General features: G+C 32.4%; 15 protein-coding genes. 2 read left to right on the top strand and 13 right to left on the bottom strand.

The window, feature by feature from the left end:
* Positions 1–36: 36 nt before the first annotated feature.
* From rfbD to TD29_RS06155, 8 genes are read right to left on the bottom strand one after another with little or no spacing between them, the layout of a single operon-like run.
* Positions 37–897 (bottom strand): dTDP-4-dehydrorhamnose reductase, encoded by an 861-nt coding sequence (gene rfbD, locus TD29_RS06190; protein WP_084203405.1) that lies wholly within the window; start codon positions 895–897, stop codon positions 37–39.
* Entirely contained in the window at positions 887–1,438 is a 552-nt protein-coding gene (rfbC, locus tag TD29_RS06185; protein ID WP_040279606.1) for a dTDP-4-dehydrorhamnose 3,5-epimerase, read from the bottom strand. Before rfbC ends, rfbD begins: the two co-directional genes overlap by 11 nt.
* Positions 1,439–1,443: 5 nt before the next feature.
* The gene (gene rfbA / locus TD29_RS06180; protein WP_040279605.1) at positions 1,444–2,298 is read right to left on the bottom strand and encodes a glucose-1-phosphate thymidylyltransferase RfbA; all 855 of its coding nucleotides are present in this window, start codon (positions 2,296–2,298) and stop codon (positions 1,444–1,446) included.
* Positions 2,295–3,314 carry a dTDP-glucose 4,6-dehydratase gene (gene rfbB / locus TD29_RS06175; protein ID WP_040279604.1) on the bottom strand — a complete coding sequence of 340 codons (1,020 nt, stop codon included), beginning with the start codon at positions 3,312–3,314 and terminating at the stop codon, positions 2,295–2,297. Before rfbB ends, rfbA begins: the two co-directional genes overlap by 4 nt.
* Positions 3,304–4,359, bottom strand: coding sequence for a hypothetical protein (locus TD29_RS06170; protein WP_040279603.1), 1,056 nt, complete (start codon positions 4,357–4,359; stop codon positions 3,304–3,306). The genes rfbB and TD29_RS06170 overlap by 11 nt, the downstream gene beginning before the upstream one ends.
* Before the next feature lie 9 nt (positions 4,360–4,368).
* Entirely contained in the window at positions 4,369–6,060 is a 1,692-nt protein-coding gene (locus TD29_RS06165; protein WP_040279602.1) for a DUF6909 family protein, read from the bottom strand.
* A gap of 29 nt (positions 6,061–6,089) precedes the next feature.
* Positions 6,090–7,592, bottom strand: coding sequence for a GH3 auxin-responsive promoter family protein (locus TD29_RS06160; protein ID WP_040279601.1), 1,503 nt, complete (start codon positions 7,590–7,592; stop codon positions 6,090–6,092).
* Positions 7,593–8,459, bottom strand: coding sequence for a M23 family metallopeptidase (locus TD29_RS06155; protein ID WP_040279600.1), 867 nt, complete (start codon positions 8,457–8,459; stop codon positions 7,593–7,595). It lies immediately after the preceding gene.
* 114 nt (positions 8,460–8,573) lie between these two features.
* Between TD29_RS06155 and tatA the strand changes: the two genes are divergently transcribed.
* Complete coding sequence (gene tatA, locus TD29_RS06150) at positions 8,574–8,759, top strand: twin-arginine translocase TatA/TatE family subunit (RefSeq protein WP_040279599.1); 186 nt, start codon at positions 8,574–8,576, stop codon at positions 8,757–8,759.
* A gap of 78 nt (positions 8,760–8,837) precedes the next feature.
* On the opposite strand, the gene TD29_RS06145 is transcribed toward tatA, so the two are convergent.
* The 3 genes from TD29_RS06145 to TD29_RS06135 form a co-directional block, all read right to left on the bottom strand.
* Positions 8,838–9,812 (bottom strand): DUF4837 family protein, encoded by a 975-nt coding sequence (locus TD29_RS06145; protein WP_316931849.1) that lies wholly within the window; start codon positions 9,810–9,812, stop codon positions 8,838–8,840.
* 22 nt (positions 9,813–9,834) lie between these two features.
* Positions 9,835–11,433, bottom strand: coding sequence for a LysM peptidoglycan-binding domain-containing protein (locus tag TD29_RS06140; RefSeq protein ID WP_040279692.1), 1,599 nt, complete (start codon positions 11,431–11,433; stop codon positions 9,835–9,837).
* 151 nt (positions 11,434–11,584) lie between these two features.
* The gene (locus TD29_RS06135; protein WP_040279598.1) at positions 11,585–12,772 is read right to left on the bottom strand and encodes a phosphoglycerate kinase; all 1,188 of its coding nucleotides are present in this window, start codon (positions 12,770–12,772) and stop codon (positions 11,585–11,587) included.
* Positions 12,773–12,978: 206 nt separating this feature from the next.
* Here TD29_RS06135 and TD29_RS06130 point away from each other — a divergent pair, with 206 nt between their 5' ends.
* Positions 12,979–14,130, top strand: a complete 1,152-nt coding sequence (locus tag TD29_RS06130; RefSeq protein WP_040279597.1) for a DNA polymerase III subunit — start codon at positions 12,979–12,981, stop codon at positions 14,128–14,130.
* Positions 14,131–14,139: 9 nt separating this feature from the next.
* On the opposite strand, the gene TD29_RS06125 is transcribed toward TD29_RS06130, so the two are convergent.
* Positions 14,140–14,985 carry a DUF4249 domain-containing protein gene (locus TD29_RS06125; RefSeq protein ID WP_040279596.1) on the bottom strand — a complete coding sequence of 282 codons (846 nt, stop codon included), beginning with the start codon at positions 14,983–14,985 and terminating at the stop codon, positions 14,140–14,142.
* Between the two features lie 4 nt (positions 14,986–14,989).
* Positions 14,990–17,365 carry a TonB-dependent receptor gene (locus tag TD29_RS06120; RefSeq protein WP_040279595.1) on the bottom strand — a complete coding sequence of 792 codons (2,376 nt, stop codon included), beginning with the start codon at positions 17,363–17,365 and terminating at the stop codon, positions 14,990–14,992.
* Positions 17,366–17,550: the final 185 nt, after the last annotated feature.

The following is a 17,550-nucleotide window of genomic DNA, read 5'->3' as shown; positions in this document are numbered from 1 at the left end:
GATTTTTGTTCTTATTTATCATACGATTAAATTGACTTACTCTTTTGTTAAGTGTTCAAGAACATCATCAACACTGTCTTTCCACTTTTTTAGTGGTTTATTATATAGTTGTTCTACCTTTTTATTATTCAACACACTGTATAATGGTCGTTGTGCTTTTGTTGGATAATTTTGTATGGGTTTAACATTTGAACTTTTGTTTAAATATTTTGATATATGTAATGCCAATCCATACCAAGTGGTCTCTCCTGTGGCCGAAAAATGATAAGTACCATAACTTGTGTTCTTTTTGCTGATTATAAAAAAAATAAATTCTGATAAATCACGACAACTCGATGGTGTACCTTTTTGCGATGTAATGATTGTTAATTTTTCATTTGCCTTAAGTTTATTAAATATCGTTTTTACAAAGTTGTTATTAAACTTTGAATACAGCCATGAGGTTCTTATAATAAAGTAATTGGAAAGGTGTTCTCTAATATATGTTTCACCTAATAACTTTGATTCGCCATAAGTATTTATTGGGTTTGTAATATCACTTTCTAAATAGGGAGACTCTTTTGAGCCATCAAAAACATAATCTGTAGATACATGAATTAAAGTTGTATTATATTGTTTGCAATTCACGGCTAAATTTTTAACTGCGTGAGCATTGACGTCTAGTGCTTTTTGCGTTTCGGTTTCGGCTAAATCTACGTTTGTAAAGGCTGCACAATTAATACAATAATCAAAGTTATGCTCTTTAAATAAATGCTCTACAACCTTACTGTTAGTGATGTCTAATTTAGATTTTTCTAAAAAAACAAAATCAATTGTATTGGTGAAATCATTAGAAAAATCTTTAATAGTTTTACCTAATTGACCATTACTTCCTGTAACTAAAACTCTAATTTTCATTTAAATATTCTGAAAGTGTTGGTAATACTTCATCTTTTTCTGAAAGTATGATTTCATCTTTTGATAGTCTCCAATCTATATTTAAATCGTTATCATTATAAATGATACCACGTTCTGCATCTTTATGATAAAAATTATCACATTTATAATTAATAATTGTGTTATCCTTTAGTACAACAAAACCATGAGCAAAACCTTTAGGTACAAATAATTGTTTTTTGTTCTCATCATTTAATTCTGCCGAAAAGGATTGAAGAAACGTTGGAGAGTCTGTTCTTAAATCTACACAAACGTCTATAATTGCACCTTGAACAACTCTAACTAACTTAGACTGCTCATATGCTCCAATTTGAAAATGCAGACCTCTTAAAACGCCTTTAGAAGACTTTGACTCATTATCCTGAACAAAATCAATTACAAGGCCTGTTTTTTTTTGAAAGTTATTAGCATTAAAGCTTTCAAAAAAATAACCTCTATGATCTTCAAATACACGAGGCTCAAGCACATAACAGTCTTTTAAATGTGTTTTTTCTACAATCATAAAAACTATAAGTTTCGTAAATACTCACCATAACCACTTTTAAGCAATGGCTCTGCTAACTTACTAAGTTGATCTCTATTTATATACCCCATTTTATATGCGGTTTCTTCTATACAACCTATTTTTAATCCCTGACGCTCTTCTATAACCTGAACAAATTGAGACGCTTGCATTAAAGAATTAAATGTACCTGTGTCTAACCATGCTGTACCTTTATCTAAAATTTCTACATGTAATAGCTTTCGTTCTAAATAGGTTTTATTGACGTCTGTTATTTCTAATTCTCCTCGAGGGCTGGGTTCTATATTTTTTGCTATTTCTACAACTGAGTTATCATAAAAGTAAATTCCAGGAACAGCATAATTTGATTTAGGATGATTTGGTTTTTCTTCTATAGAAAGGGCTTTATTATTTTCATCAAAATCAACCACACCATAACGCTGTGGGTCTTGAACATGGTAGGCAAAAATAATACCACCATCAATATCATTTAGTTGTCGTAATTTTTCTTCTAATCCAGAGCCATAAAATATATTATCTCCTAATATAAGCGCTACTTTATCTTGACCAATAAAGGACTCTCCTATAATAAATGCTTCTGCGAGACCATTTGGATTTTCTTGTACTTCGTATTTAAAAACACAGCCATAATCTTCTCCATTTCCTAGAAGTTCTTTAAATCTAGGTGTATCTTTTGATGTCGATATGATTAAAATTTCCCTAATACCTGCTGACATTAGAGTTGTTAATGGGTAATATATCATTGGCTTATCATAAACTGGCATTAGCTGCTTACTTACTACCCTTGTTAATGGGTGAAGCCTTGTACCAGAACCTCCTGCTAAAATAATTCCCTTCATACATTTTTATATTTATCTAAATACCAGTCAATTGTTTTTTTGATTCCAGTTTCAAAATTCTCATCGGCTTTCCAATGTAATTGATTTTCAATTTTTGAAGCATCAATAGCATATCTAAAATCATGACCTGGTCTATCTTTAACAAATGATATTTGCTTTTTATAAGAGTCTTGTTTAGGCTTTATATGGTCTAAAAGTTCACAAATTTTATTAGCGATGTACAAATTATCTCTTTCATTGTGTCCACCAATATTATAAGTTTCTCCTGATATTCCGTTTGTAAAAACCAAATCTATTCCCTTACAATGGTCTAATACATATAACCAATCTCTTATATTTTTACCATTTCCGTAGATAGGAATTTGCTCTCCATTAATTGCTTTTCTAATTATGGTTGGTATAAGCTTTTCATCGTGTTGCTTTGGTCCATAATTATTAGAACAATTGGTGGTTACAACATTCATCCCATAGGTATGAAAATAACTTCTAACTATAAAATCTGAAGAAGCTTTTGAGGCACTATAAGGACTGTTTGGTGCATAGGCTGTTTCTTCTGTAAACAAACCTGTTTCGCCTAGTGTTCCATACACCTCATCTGTTGAGATGTGATGAAAACGCTTAGCCTCACATCCTGCTTTAAAGGTATTGGCTGCTTCCATCCAATGGTTTTTTGCAACATCTATAAGATTGAATGTTCCAAAAATGTTTGTTTTAATAAACGCATCGGGATGCTTAATTGAGTTGTCAACATGAGACTCTGCTGCAAAATGAAAAATAGCATCAAAATTATAGGTCTCAAAGAGATTTTCTATTAACGCTCTATCACAAATATCCCCTTTAATAAAGGTATAGTTGCTATGAGATGCAATTGTTTCTAAATTAGAAAGCTCACCAGCATAAGTGAGCTTATCTAAATTTATAATTTTAGTAGATTTATAATTTTCTAGAAAATAAGGAATAAAATTTGAACCTATAAATCCCGCTCCTCCAGTAATTAAAATTGTTTTATCCTTCATATTCTTTTGCAAATTTTATCACCTTAATTGCAAAATACATAAGGAATAATATAAACATAGCCAGTAATGGAAAAATCAAAGTGTAGCGCTTTTCAAATTCATTAGACCTTAGGCCTATTTCCGAAAAATTTGTAATAACATCGTAGTAAACACTTTCTTCAATTTTTAGTTCATCTAAAACTCGAATAGAATCTCTAATGGCTATTTCATTTCTAAATAAATCAAATTCTTTAGTTTCAGTTTTCTCTTGTGTTAATGGTAATAATCCCTCAATTCCAACAGATACTGCTCGGTTTTTAGATTCTTGATTTAAAATTTGTAAGTATACTAATTGTAAAGAATCTATCTTTTTTAAATCTTTTAAATAAGTGGCTTTTTTAATTGCAATAGTGGAGTCTCTAACACGCATTAATTTTTTAGAATACTCATTATTGAATGTTGAGTTAAATCCATTTGAAAGATTTTTAAATATATTTCTTTTAGTAGACATTACTCTAATACTAAAAACATCACTAGAATATAAATCTCTATTTTCAACAAAATCTTCAAAAGTTAGTTCTTGAGCTCTAATGCTGTCTATAGATTTAGCATATTCATCATATTCTTGAATTAACTGATTTTCAGTTTCTGGACCAACATCAATTTCAAATTTTTCTATAGTTTTTATATCATCTTCAGAAATTTCAAAAATAGTCGCCAAATCGCCATAATTCTCACTTTCTAATAAAGAGTTGTAATAATCAATGTTAGAAACCAATTGATATTTAGAATTAAAATATGGTTTAACTAACATTTCAGAATAAAAAATTGGCGTTTTGGTTTTCTCTAAACCAAAGCCAACTAATAAAGCTAATAAAACGACTATAGAGATAAGTTTAAAATTCTCAATTATAGCTTTAATTAAAAAGACTACCGTTGAAAAAACTGCTTTAATAATTCCTCCTATAAAATTAAATATCTTATTAAAGAAATCTCCTATTGCATTAAATAAAACGCCTAAATCAACTTCTTCGTTGGTATTATTATTAGGTAAATTTTCGCTCATAGCTTTATATTATTTATTGAATATCTGTTGTAATATTTTTCTTGTTATTAGGTAGGTTGGTTTAACTCCTGAGGTGCCTAAACCACCCGAGGCCAATGTACTTCCTGTTTCTAATGGGTTATCACTAGCATAATAAGCATAACGCACTTTTACATTAGGGTTTATGCTGCCTCTAACCTTAGATGCTGCTTGTATCGCCTTTTGATAATGTGCACCTTCCATTTCTAATCCAATCACATTCCATGTTGAATTATAAAAGAACTTTAATATTTCTTTATTTTGCAATGATGTACCTAATACACTAATCATTGCGCCTTCAAAAACTTTTACACCTTGCCCTTCTAAATCTGATTTACTCAATTCATTTTTAAAAGGATAATTATCGGCTGTGCCTTCAAAAATATGAGCAGACGGAATCATAATATCGCCTTTATCACCTTCTAAAATACCGGCTTTACCCATAATGGAAACCGACTCTACATTTAAGTGCACTTTTTCATCGTTAACACGGTAAGGTTTTAAAAACTCATCAATAGTTTCATAAGCTTGCTCTCCAAAAGCATAATCCATAACAAATATAACTGGCTTCTCTTCATTTTTAAATGAATCACCAACGTCTATATCTGTTTTAGAAAAATCGATTTTATCTGTATCAAAGATTTGAACATCTATATTGGTTCCAGAGGTGTCCTTAATATAAGTCATTCCACTCTGCAACGCTTCTTTAGTAATTTTATTGCGTAAGGTTTCGTTATCTTTTTGGCTTATAGCTTCATAGACATCAAATATATCTTTTTTTGCGGCCATTGTTTTTAATGCAATTGGCGCAAAAATAGAATTCATTACACTATGCATATTGGCACTAATAACATGTATTGGACGACCTAGTAAGTTTTTCTTTTGAAGAACTTCTTTAATATTATCTGCCCAAATTTCTCCATGAATATGGTGACCTAATCGCTCTCTTAAAACCGGACTAAAAGTCACAGTACGCTTATTATTATTCACCACTTCTTCTATGGCAAGTTTACCTAACCAATATACAATATGAAGTAAACGTTCTGGTTTTACTTTGGTTGTAAATTTTGCATGAGCATTTGTTAGCTCTTCAAATGTTCTACCTAAAATATTTGCCGTGTGCGTAATTGCAATTTCTCGTTCTGGTTGGGTTAATTTCTTTTTAGAAAGTACTGCTTTTTCTAATTTAATCCAATCTCGTGTGGTTCTTCCTTGCTCATCAATTAAAACGCGTTTGCTTATTTTGTGAGACTCAATAAATAAAAAAGTAAGGTGTGTGAGAATGTCATAAATTTCCGATCGTCCTCGTGTGATTTCAATATTCATCTGCTCTGTATCTATACGATAACAGTTACGACGTCTTTTTGGCGGAATTATAGTTTTAAAGTGAGAATTACCATAGCCTTCATCACTTGTTAAATTAATAAATGTACACTCTTCAATACCTTCTGGCAATCGATCTATAACATACAACAACCCTTCTAGTTCTGCTTTTTCTTCAGAAATAGAACCATATATTTCAGGTCGTAATAACAATAAAGATTCTCTAAGTGTCTCACCAGAAACTCCCATTGGCTTATAAAACCCACGATTAAATAAATGTCGCATGGTAATATACATTCTCTCAATGGCATTAGAACTCTCCTGAGCCCTAGTTCTTTCGTGAATTTTTCTTTTATTCATTCATTATTGGTTTACGGACAAATATAGTATTATTTCAACAACTTTTGAGCGTATAATTTATTGGCAATTTTTCTATCATTAGACAGCCTTGGTATCTTATTTTGACCACCTAATTTTCCAATAGATTTCATGTAATCTTGAAACCCATTTTTCTTAATTTCTGAAATTTTAAGTGGTTGCAGCACATTTCCGAAGATTAAATCATAGTAATAGCTATTCTGTTTTTGCATTGAAGCATCTATTTTTTGTGCTAATTCTAAAAGGTTATGAGGCGAGTTTTCAAACTCAATAAACCACTCATGAAACGGTAAGCCAGACTCAGGATTTATTTGTGGCGCTACCGTAAATTCTGTTACACTCACGTCTAAATTTTGGGTTGCTTCTTGCAAAGCCTGCTCAACTTCTTTACCAATAACATGCTCACCAAACGCAGAAATAAAATGCTTAATTCGCCCAGAAACGATGACTCTATATGGTTTTGTAGATGTAAACTCAACAGTATCTCCAATATTATAAGCCCACAATCCTGCGTTAGTAGAAATAATCATCACATAATTAACTCCTGTTTTTACTTCGGAAATCGTTAGTCGTTTAGGTTGGTCGTCAAAAAAATGATTTGCTTCGATAAACTCATAAAACATCCCTGAATTTAACTGAAGTAACATACCTTTTTCATTTTGCTGATCCTGAAATGCAAAAAAACCTTCACTTGCAGGATACAACTCAATGCTATCAACTTTTCGCCCTATTAAACTTTCAAATTTTGCACGATAAGGCTCATAATTTACACCTCCAAAAATAAAAAGATTGAAATTCTTAAAAACGTCACCTACCTTTTTTCCTGTTTTTGCATTAATTTTCTCAAAATACATTTGAACCCAAGATGGAATTCCTGAAATGACAGACATGTCTTCGGGCAATGTTTCTTCAACGATGGCTTCTACTTTAGTTTCCCAATCTTCTATACAATTGGTTTTCCATGAAGGCATTCTATTTTTTTGAAGATATTTAGGAACAAAATGTGCTACAATACCAGACAATCGTCCCAATTGTATGCCGTTTTTTTCTTCTAAAGTTGGGCTTCCTTGTAAGAATATCATTTTACCATCCACAAACTTGCTGTTACCTGTTTCGGCTATATACATTAAGATTGCATTTCTAGCTGCTTCAACATGAGTTGGCATACTTTCTTTTGTTAATGGGATATATTTTGCTCCAGATGTTGTACCAGACGTTTTTGCAAAATATAAAGGTTTTCCTTTCCAGAGGATATCTTCTTCACCAGCAACAACACGATCAACATAGGGCTTTAAATCTTCATAATCTCTAATTGGTACGCGCTTTACAAAATCTTCATGAGACGTTATGGATTTGAAGTCATGCTCATTTCCGAAGACCGTATGACTTGCGTCTTTTATTAAAGATTTAAAAACCTTTTCTTGAGTTTCTACTGGATTGCTAGACCATTTTAAAACAGATCTCTTAATATGTTTTGCAAATAGCTTAGCCAATATTGGTTTAAGAGACATCATTTAATTAAAATCTATAAAATTGGTTGGGTTTACTGGGTATCCACTATTCCAAAGTTCAAAATGTAAATGTGGTCCTGTTGTTAATTCTCCGGTATTTCCTGCTAATGCAATGACTTCGCCAGATTTTACTAAATCGCCTTGTTGTTTTGTAATTGAGGCATTGTGTTTATATACAGAGATGAGTTCGTAACTATGCTCAATAATTACGACATAACCCGTATCTGCAGTCCACTCAGCAAAAATAACCGTACCATCTGCTGTGGCTTTAACTGGTGTGTTTTTGGCAACGACAACATCAACAGCATAATGTTTGTCTTTAACACTATAAGCTTCAGATATGGTACCATTTACTGGAGGAAACAACACGAAGTTTGTGGATGATATGGTAGACTCAAATACGTTATACTTGTCTTCTTTATCTACCAATTCTCTTAATAATGAATCTTCTTTTGTGGGTTTTAAATCTAATTGACCAGCGTCAATACTTGCCGCATCAATAATAGAGTCTCTATTAAACTCAACCGATGCAACATCACCTGTTAACACCTTTTTTATAGATGAATAATATTGTTCGTTAAGATTTATAACTTGTTGTAATGAGTCTGTTTTATAATTTAAAACGGTAGCTTGCTTCTTTAAAGCGGTTGATGAATAGCCTGGAATATATTCTTTTAATGAGGTAAATGCAATTAAAAAAATGGTACCAGCTACTAACAGTATTGTTCCTAATGATACAATCACAAAGACATTTAAACGCGTTAATTTTATTGCAAAACGCTCCTCAAAAGTATCTTCATTAAGAACGACCAAACGGTACTTATGAAGTAACTTTTTCTTAAATTTTTTTTCTTTCTCTTTTTTTGCCATTGTCCTACAAAATTAATTAAAATATGTGCAAGTTTGATTTACAATCTTAAAGTTTCACAATAAACGTTAGATTTGAAGTATAATTATTAAATTTGCAATTCAAAATAGAATATTATGATAGCATCAAGCATATTTTTAGCTCCTGGAGCATGGCAAATAATTTTAATCGTTGTTGTGGTCTTATTATTGTTTGGAGGAAAGAAAATCCCAGAACTTATGAGAGGTCTTGGAAGCGGTATCAAAGAATTTAAAGATGCCAGCAAAGAAGAAGACGGAACAACAACTACAGAAAAAGAATAACCAATTATTCTTAAAAACGTATAAACAAAAAAGCCAACGATTAGTCGTTGGCTTTTTTTTTACTTGTATTTTTTAACCTTATTTAATGGCTATAGATTTAATAATAGATTCTAGCTCAAACACATAATCACGCTTTGCAATTGATGGTGCAAACACATATCCTTCGGCAATGATATAACGGTTATTCACTTTATCTTCAATAGCGTAGTTTATAAAAGGTCCAGACATAAAGGCATTTTTTAAATCCCAAAGTCCGCGCGTTTCAAAAGCTGGTTTATTATCAACAATCACATTACTTATAAAAGGCGTAAACGCTGGCTCTGTTGCCATGTAACTGTTTTCTAAAGCACCTTCAATATGAATTTTACCTACAGAATCTCTCACTCTAACTACATCAACAACTGCACTATCACCTTTTCTTATAGAAGATAATGGCACTTCATACACCAATAAATCTACGTTACCGGTTTCAATATCTCTTCTAATCCAAAAGAAATCATCATCAGATTTTGCAATTCTATAAGCTGTAGGAAATTTTAAAGACACACCCAATTCTTCTTTCAAAGGTGTATCATTAAATAATGATTTACTGGTTCTTCGTTGACGTTCTGTGATTTCAGTTTTCTTAAAAGCATCAATAATTTTAGCCGAATTTTCTTTAATCTGTTCTATAATTTCAGCATTGGTTTGTCCAGAAATCACCACTAAAGTTTGAGGTCGAGCATAAGCATCTCTAGCAATTTGAGTTGCTGCTTCTTTCCCTTTTTCAATTTTTAAAACTGTTCTATTCTTTTTTGCAAATCCTGTAAAAACTTCGGTTGGCAATTGGCTCATTGAAAATTGAGGTTCGTCTTTAGATAAACCTTCAACAGATGCAGCAAGTACATCTCTAATAGTTTCACCTACATTGTTTTCCCATAATAGATTATCAGAAACAACTAAAATACTATTAATATCTCCCGAAGAGGCTGTAACGTATCTCTTTTCTTCGCCATCACCACATCCAAAAAATACCGTAGCTACTAATAAAATCCCTAAAATGTTTTTAATCATTTTTAATGTGTGTTAAGTTTTTTTATTTTGAGACAACTAAAGTGGTCCCTATTTTCAATTTATTACCACTAATACCGTTCCATTCTTTAATATTTTGAACAGAAACTCCTGGAAATTTTTGAGAAATGCTCCAAAGCGAGTCTCCTTCTCTCACTTTATAAGTGGATTTACCTGCAGTATTAATAACTTTTTTAGGTGTGTTAGATGAAGATGAAACTGTTTTTCTATTAGAATGTCTTGGGTATACTGTAAGTCGTTGACCAATTCTTAAATTATTACTTCGTAAACCATTCCATTGTTTTAGTTGACTCACACGTACTCCAAATTTTCTTGCAATTTTACCAAGGTAATCTCCAGATCGTACACGATATGTCGTTTTGCTTTTAGAATCAAATAACTGCGGAAGTGGTTTCTCTCGCTTACTCATTTCTTCTGTTACATACGCATAAATCTCGGTTTCATTAGTAACAAAACGACCAATGGCTTCACGAGGTAATCGCAACGTATAGTCTTCTCCTTTAATAAACGGAATAATATCTAACTTATACGACGGATTCAAAAACTGGAGTTCCTCAATGGGCACATCTACCAACTCAGACACTTGATCAAAAGAGATCATTTGTTTGACGTGTATCGTATCTGTTTCTACATAATGATATTGAGGTGGTTGTATTTTAAAACCATGCTCTTCAGCATATTCAAAAATATACATGGTTGCTAAAAATGCTGGCAAATAACCTGCCGTTTCACGTGGAAGATGTGGTCTAATATTCCAATAATTTTTGTAACCTCCAGAGCGTCTAATCGCTTTAGATACATTTCCAGGTCCTGAGTTGTATGCTGCCAAAGCTAAATCCCAATCGCCAAAAATTCTGTATAATCTTGCTAAATATTCACTCGCTGCTTTACTGGATTTTATTGGATCGCTACGTTCATCTACATAACTACTTACATCGAGTCCATGTTCTTTTCCTGTACCATACATAAATTGCCATAAACCAGTTGCACCAACTCTAGAGCGTGCTTTTGGTTTTAAAGCAGATTCTACAATAGCTAAATATTTGACTTCTAAAGGAATATCATTATTATCTAATGACTCTTCAAATAGTGGGAAATAATAATGACTCAAAGACATTAAACGCGACATAGAATTACGTCTATGTTTTAAGTACGATTTTATAACACTTTCTAGAGATGCGTTGTATTCTATATTAAAAGGTGTTCTTGCATTTAGTCTAGCTAATCTAGCTTTAAGCGTATCTGTTGATAACTCAGGATAATCAACAGGATCATATTTGAGCGTTGTAACCGATTCATAAATACTATCAAACAATACATTTGAGTATAATTCTTCTAACCATTTTTCATCCATTACTGCGGCTTGAGGTAAATCTTCAAGTTTGCGGTTTTGAATAGAATCTATTTCTGGTTTGATATTGATGCCTTTTTTAAAATAATTTTTGCCATCAATAATAGTGTCAATCACGTAGGTTTCGCCTTCAACAAAATCGGCTTCTGTGAGTCTTTTTATTTCTTTTTTCTTCGGAATTGAATCCTGACCAAAAGAAACTAAAGCACATAATAAAAAGCCAATAGTTAGAGTAATATGTTTGCGGTTCATTGGTTTCATAAGTATTAATCGTTCACTATATACCATAATAGTTTAACGACAAGTCAGCTAAAATCGTGTTTTTTTAGCTAAAATGAAAGTTTCATAGAACAATTTAACAAGGCTTGTAAGATTCTTCCGTAGTAAAATAAAAAATCGTGACCTACTCTAAAATAGCAGCAATTCCTGGTAACGTTTTCCCTTCTAGGCTTTCTAGCATTGCTCCTCCACCTGTACTTACGTAGCTTACTTTGTTTTCAAAACCAAATTGTTTTACAGCAGCAACAGAGTCTCCTCCTCCAACAAGCGAGAATGCTCCATTTTTAGTAGCTTCTGCAATAGAGTTTCCAAGTGCTATTGTGCCATTTGCGAAATTTTCCATTTCAAAAACGCCTAAAGGACCATTCCATAAAATGGTTTTGCATTGCATGACAACGTCATGAAAAATAGCCTTAGATTTTGGTCCGCAATCAAGTCCTTGCCAACCTTCTGGGATTTTATCCACATCTACAGTTTTGGTTTCTGCATCATTAGCAAAATCATTGGCAGCAATCACATCTACAGGTAGATGAATTTGTACATTTTTAGCTTCTGCTTGTTTTAAAATCTCAAGTGCTAGTTCCATTTTATCATCTTCACAGATAGAATCTCCTATATTTCCACCTTGTGCTTTTACAAAGGTAAAAGTCATACCTCCTCCAACGATAAGGTGATCTACTTTATCTAAAATATTTTCTATAATGGTAATTTTAGACGATACTTTTGCGCCTCCAAGAACTGCTAAAACTGGTTTTTCTCCAGTTTCCATTACTTTATTGATACTCTCGATTTCTTGAGCTAGCAAATTTCCGAAGCATTTATGATCTGGAAAAAATTGTGCGATAATTGTTGTAGAAGCATGTGCTCTATGTGCAGTCCCAAAGGCATCATTAACATAAATATCACCCAATTTTGAGAGTTGCTCTGCAAAATCTTTGTCTCCTGCAGTTTCTTCACTGTGGAAACGTAAATTTTCTAATAATAAAATTTCTCCTGGTTTTAAATTGGCAGCAGCTTCTTGGGCTGTTTCGCCAACACAGTTTTCAGAAAACTTTACTTCAACACCTAAAACGTCTTCAATTTTATTGACGATATGTTTTAAAGAATATTTCTCTTCTACACCTTTTGGTCTCCCTAAATGTGACATTAAAATACAACTGCCACCATCTTCTAAAACCTTAATAATTGTTGGTTTTGCAGAGACAATACGTGTAGCATCTGTAACCTTAAACTCATCATCTAGTGGCACATTAAAGTCAACACGAATTAATGCTTTTTTATTGCTGAAATTGAAATTGTTTAAAGTTTTCATCTATAGAGTTTTTAGAAAATTGTTATACGAAATCGTCTTAACTTTTTCTTTTATCTGCAAAGCAATGCTTTTCGGTTTAAAACAAAAAATCAATATAATTTCAACAAATGTAACCAATAAAACCTACTGATAAAAGCTGTTTTATAACGAAAACGTTTGCAGCTATTAGTTATTTAAAGATTTAAATAAAAAAGTATATTTGCTCTATGCTATTTTCTGAAATTTTAGGACAAGAACACATTAAAAGTCACCTTACCAAAAGTGCCGATTTTGGTCGCATACCACATGCGCAATTGTTTGTGGGTCCAGAAGGTTCTGGCACTCTACCAATGGCCATTGCTTATGCGCAATATTTGTTGTGTAAAAACACACAAGGTGAGAATTCTAATGGTATTGACAGTTGTAATTTAAAGTTTAAAAACATCTCTCATCCCGATTTACATTTTGTGTTTCCGGTAGCCACAACAGATAAGGTGAAAAAACATCCTGTGTCTAAACATTTTATGGAAGAATGGCGAGAGCTTATTGACAAACAACCTTATGGAAACTTATTTGATTGGTACAGAATTTTAGGTATTGACAACAAACAAGGTCAAATTGGTGTTGATGAAGCGCTAGATATTGTAAAAGCACTATCTCTAAAATCGTATGAAGGTGGTTATAAAGTCATGCTCATATGGATGGCAGAAAAAATGAATACTGCTGCTGCAAACAAATTGTTGAAACTTATTGAAGAGCCGCCAAATAAAACGGTTTTTATTCTTATTGCTGAAGATGAAGAGCAAATTATAAACACGATTAGATCGCGTTGTCAGGTATTACATTTTCCGCCATTGGCAGAAGATGTGATTAAAGAAGCTTTAATTAAAAATTATCAAATCCCTGAACCTGATGCGATTAAAATTGCGCATCAAGCCAACGGAAATTATAATAAAGCTTGCGATATAGTATATAGCGATAGTGAAGATACTCAGTTTGAAGATTGGTTTGTATTCTGGATTCGGTCTGCCTTTAAAGCCAAAGGAAACAAGAGTGCTATTCATGATTTGATTTCTTGGAGCGAAACGATTGCCAAAACTGGTCGTGAAACACAGAAGCAGTTTTTGAATTTTTGTTTGGATTTCTTCCGTCAAGCATTACTTTTAAATTATAAAGCCGATAGCTTAGTTTTTATGGAACCAAAGTCGTCGTTTAAACTCGAAAAATTTGCTCCTTTTGTTCACGGTAATAATATTATGGATATTTCCGAAGAGATACAAAATGCAATTTACCACATTGAACGCAACGGGAATTCTAAGATTATACTTACCGATTTATCTATAAAATTGACGAGATTACTTCATAAAAAAGCAAATTAATTGTTTGTATTACTCAAAGGTATATGAAGTTTTAACAACTTCTGTTACTCTAAAATATCCGTAGGCATAATTATCACTATTGGTTTCATTTATGCAATTACCTCTAACCTCTGCAGCTGTAGAGGAAAAGGGATCGCCTCCTCCATAATATTGCTCAATAAGTATTCTTACATAATTATAATAGCCTTCGGAAATTCCATATAACTGAATATCTACGATATCACCAGCTTGAAATGGTGCTTGATCATTATCATCGTCGTCGTCTTTTTCAAAGAAGTTATGAATTTCATTTCCGTTGACAAACTCATCAGATAAATCTTCTATAGTTGAGAATAAATCTCCTTGTTCATAGAAGCTAAATAGATAAAAATTATCTTCATCTGCAGGATCATCAAAATAGACATTAACTTCTAGGAGCTCGTCATCAAAACCGCCTTCTAGAGATTGTGTGACACTGTTTATCTCAGAAACTGCAGTTAACGTTTCTGTCGCAGTATAAGTTTCGTTATTATGAATAACTTCTAAATTATAGGTGTTGCCAATGATTGGCACAAAATTAGAAATGGTATATGTACCATCATTTTGATCGATGAAAATAAACTCCTGGTTGGTATCTATATTAGTCACTTTTACCGAAGCTCCTGTAACTATTGGAATAGTAGCAGTTTGAAAATATGGTGTTGATGTACTCAATTTTATGGTTTGATTGTTTCCTGTTGTTCCTTTTTCCCAATCTAAAGAACCTTCAATAACGAGTCTTGTTTGACCTGTAGGCACATCTACATCGATGACATCTTCACAAGCTGTAAATGCTAATGCAACTAATAATATGATGAGTTTTATATGTGTTTTCATGCTATTAAAATTTAAAATTATAAGATACTGAAGGAATTAAACCAAAAATAGATAGTCTTGTGGCTTCATTTAAACCGGTTTGATCGTTTTGTGTAAAGGTTATGGATGCTGCATTTTTTCTATTATAGAGGTTATAAATTCCGAAAACCCACTCGCCTTTCCATCGTTTATCTGGTTTATTATTTGGTGTGTATGTTGCTGAAATATCTAATCTATGGTAAGCAGGCAGGCGATCTTCATTTCGGTTAGAAAATGTAGCTACTGAAAATCCTTCGTAGTTATATTGCCCATTTGGATATGTTACAGGACGACCTGTTTGAAACACGATATTAGAGCTAAAACTCCATTTATTGTTGAGTTTATACATTCCGGTGAGCGAAATATCATGAGTTCTATCATAAGGAGTGTTGTACCAATTTCCATCATTAATTCCTGGTCCACCTGCTTGACCTCCTAAGGTACGTTGTTCAGATTTTGATAAGGTATAGGCTAGCCAACCTGTGAATTTACCTTTATTTTTCCGAAGTAAAACCTCTAAACCGTAGGCTCTTGCTTCACCATTTAAAATTTCGGTTTCTATGGTGTTGTTTCCAATTAAATCAGATCCATCTATGTAATCAATTCTATTATCTATGGTTTTATAATAGGTTTCAACTTCTAGCGCATAAGCTTTGTCTTTAAAGTTTTTGTAGTAACCAATAGCATATTGTGTGGAGCGTTGTGGCTTAATGTACTTGCCACTTGGTGTCCAAACATCTAAAGGTGTAACAGATGATGTGTTAGATAATAAGTGTAAATATTGAGTAGATTTTGTAACACTAGCTTTAACCGAAGACGCTTCATTTAGTTGATAAGATAAGCCTAAACGCGGTTCAAAATTATCAAAGTTTTGAATACTTTCACTTTTACTGTATGCTGTTTGAGATATTTCTTCTCCTCGCTCATAAATATCTAATTGACTATTATAAACAACAGGTTGATCATTTAAATAATTTGAGATGCTTTGACCTCCTAATCTAGAAAAAGTACTATATCGTAAACCGTATTGTGCTGTTAATTTATTCGTTATTTGATGCTCTGCACTTACGTATAAACCACCTTCAAAAGCGCGTTTTTGATCTAGTTTTAAATAGTTAATTGGTGACGATTGAGAAGTTGGCCTCACTTCTCCTGGGTTTAATTTATAAGAAATACCACTGGCACCAAATTCTAGTTTTACTTTATCGCTTAAATAGTATTTAAAATCGTACTTTAAATTATAGTTTTTTATGTCTGCAATCCAATCTAACTCAATAAAATCGAGTATAATTTGATAGTCATATTTGCTATAAATTAGGGATAAATTTGAAAAGAGTTTATCATTAAAAATATGGTTCCATCTTAGGTTTGCGGTTGCATTTCCGTAGGTGTTCTCAATAATTTTTGAAAGATTAAATACATCTCTACCAAAATAACCAGATAAATACACTTTATTGTTTTTGTTGATTTCGTAGTTCGCTTTTAAGTTTAAATCATAAAAAGATATTTTATCATCTTTTAAGTCTTCACTGGCTTTCATAAAAAGGTGAGCATAAGAGGTTCGTCCTGCGATTAAAAAAGATCCTTTATCTTTAACAATTGGCCCTTCTACAGCTAACCTACTTGAAATCAAACCTATACCTCCATTTATGTTGAAATTTTTATTGTTTCCATCCTTTTGTCTTACATCTAAAACAGAAGATACTCGACCTCCAAATTTAGCAGGTATATCTCCTTTATAGAGCTTAATATCTTTAATAGCATCTGCATTAAACACTGAGAAAAAACCGAAGAAGTGAGAGGTATTATAGATAATAGCTTCATCCAGTAATACTAAATTTTGATCTACAGCGCCTCCTCTAACGTTAAATCCAGAAGACCCTTCACCGTTATTAGTCACTCCTGGAAGCATTTGTAAGGATTTTATAACATCAACTTCTCCTAAAACGGCTGGCATTTGTTTTATAGTGCCTGCATTTAGTTTAGACACACTCATTTGTGGTTTTTTGATACTTACTTGTTCCGATTCTTCTGCAACTATGACGACTTCGTTTAAACTAGTCGCAGATTCTTTAAGCTCAAAATTCAAAGTTTGATCGCTATCTAATTGTATGTCTTGGGTAATACTCTCAAATCCAATATAAGATATGATAATGGTATAGTTCCCTTTAGCGGCTGTTAGTGAAAAGAAACCATATTCGTTTGTGACAGCACCATTTGAAGTTCCCTTTAAAAAAACGGTAGCTCCTAAAAGCGTTTCTCCATTATTAACGTCTTTTATGGTACCTCTTAAACTATACTTTTCTTGAGCAATGAGTAGAGAACTACATAAAAGACAGAAAGCTAATAAAATGTATTTCATTTTGATGAATTGATTGATTGATTGATTGATTTAGATATTGATGTTTTATTATAGACGCACCTAAGTTAGTTTTGTTACTTAAATACAACGAAAAGTGTTTGTTAAGATTGTTACAATTAACGAATTACTCGATTAAAATCTGTAATGACTTAAAACATGTCATAAAAAAAGCCGACTATTTAAAG

The organism is Psychroserpens damuponensis (genome assembly GCF_000826655.1).
In the GTDB taxonomy this organism is placed as follows: domain Bacteria; phylum Bacteroidota; class Bacteroidia; order Flavobacteriales; family Flavobacteriaceae; genus Psychroserpens; species Psychroserpens damuponensis.
Note: the sequence above shows the minus strand (reverse complement) of the source record. Positions and strands in the feature narration are given on the sequence as shown.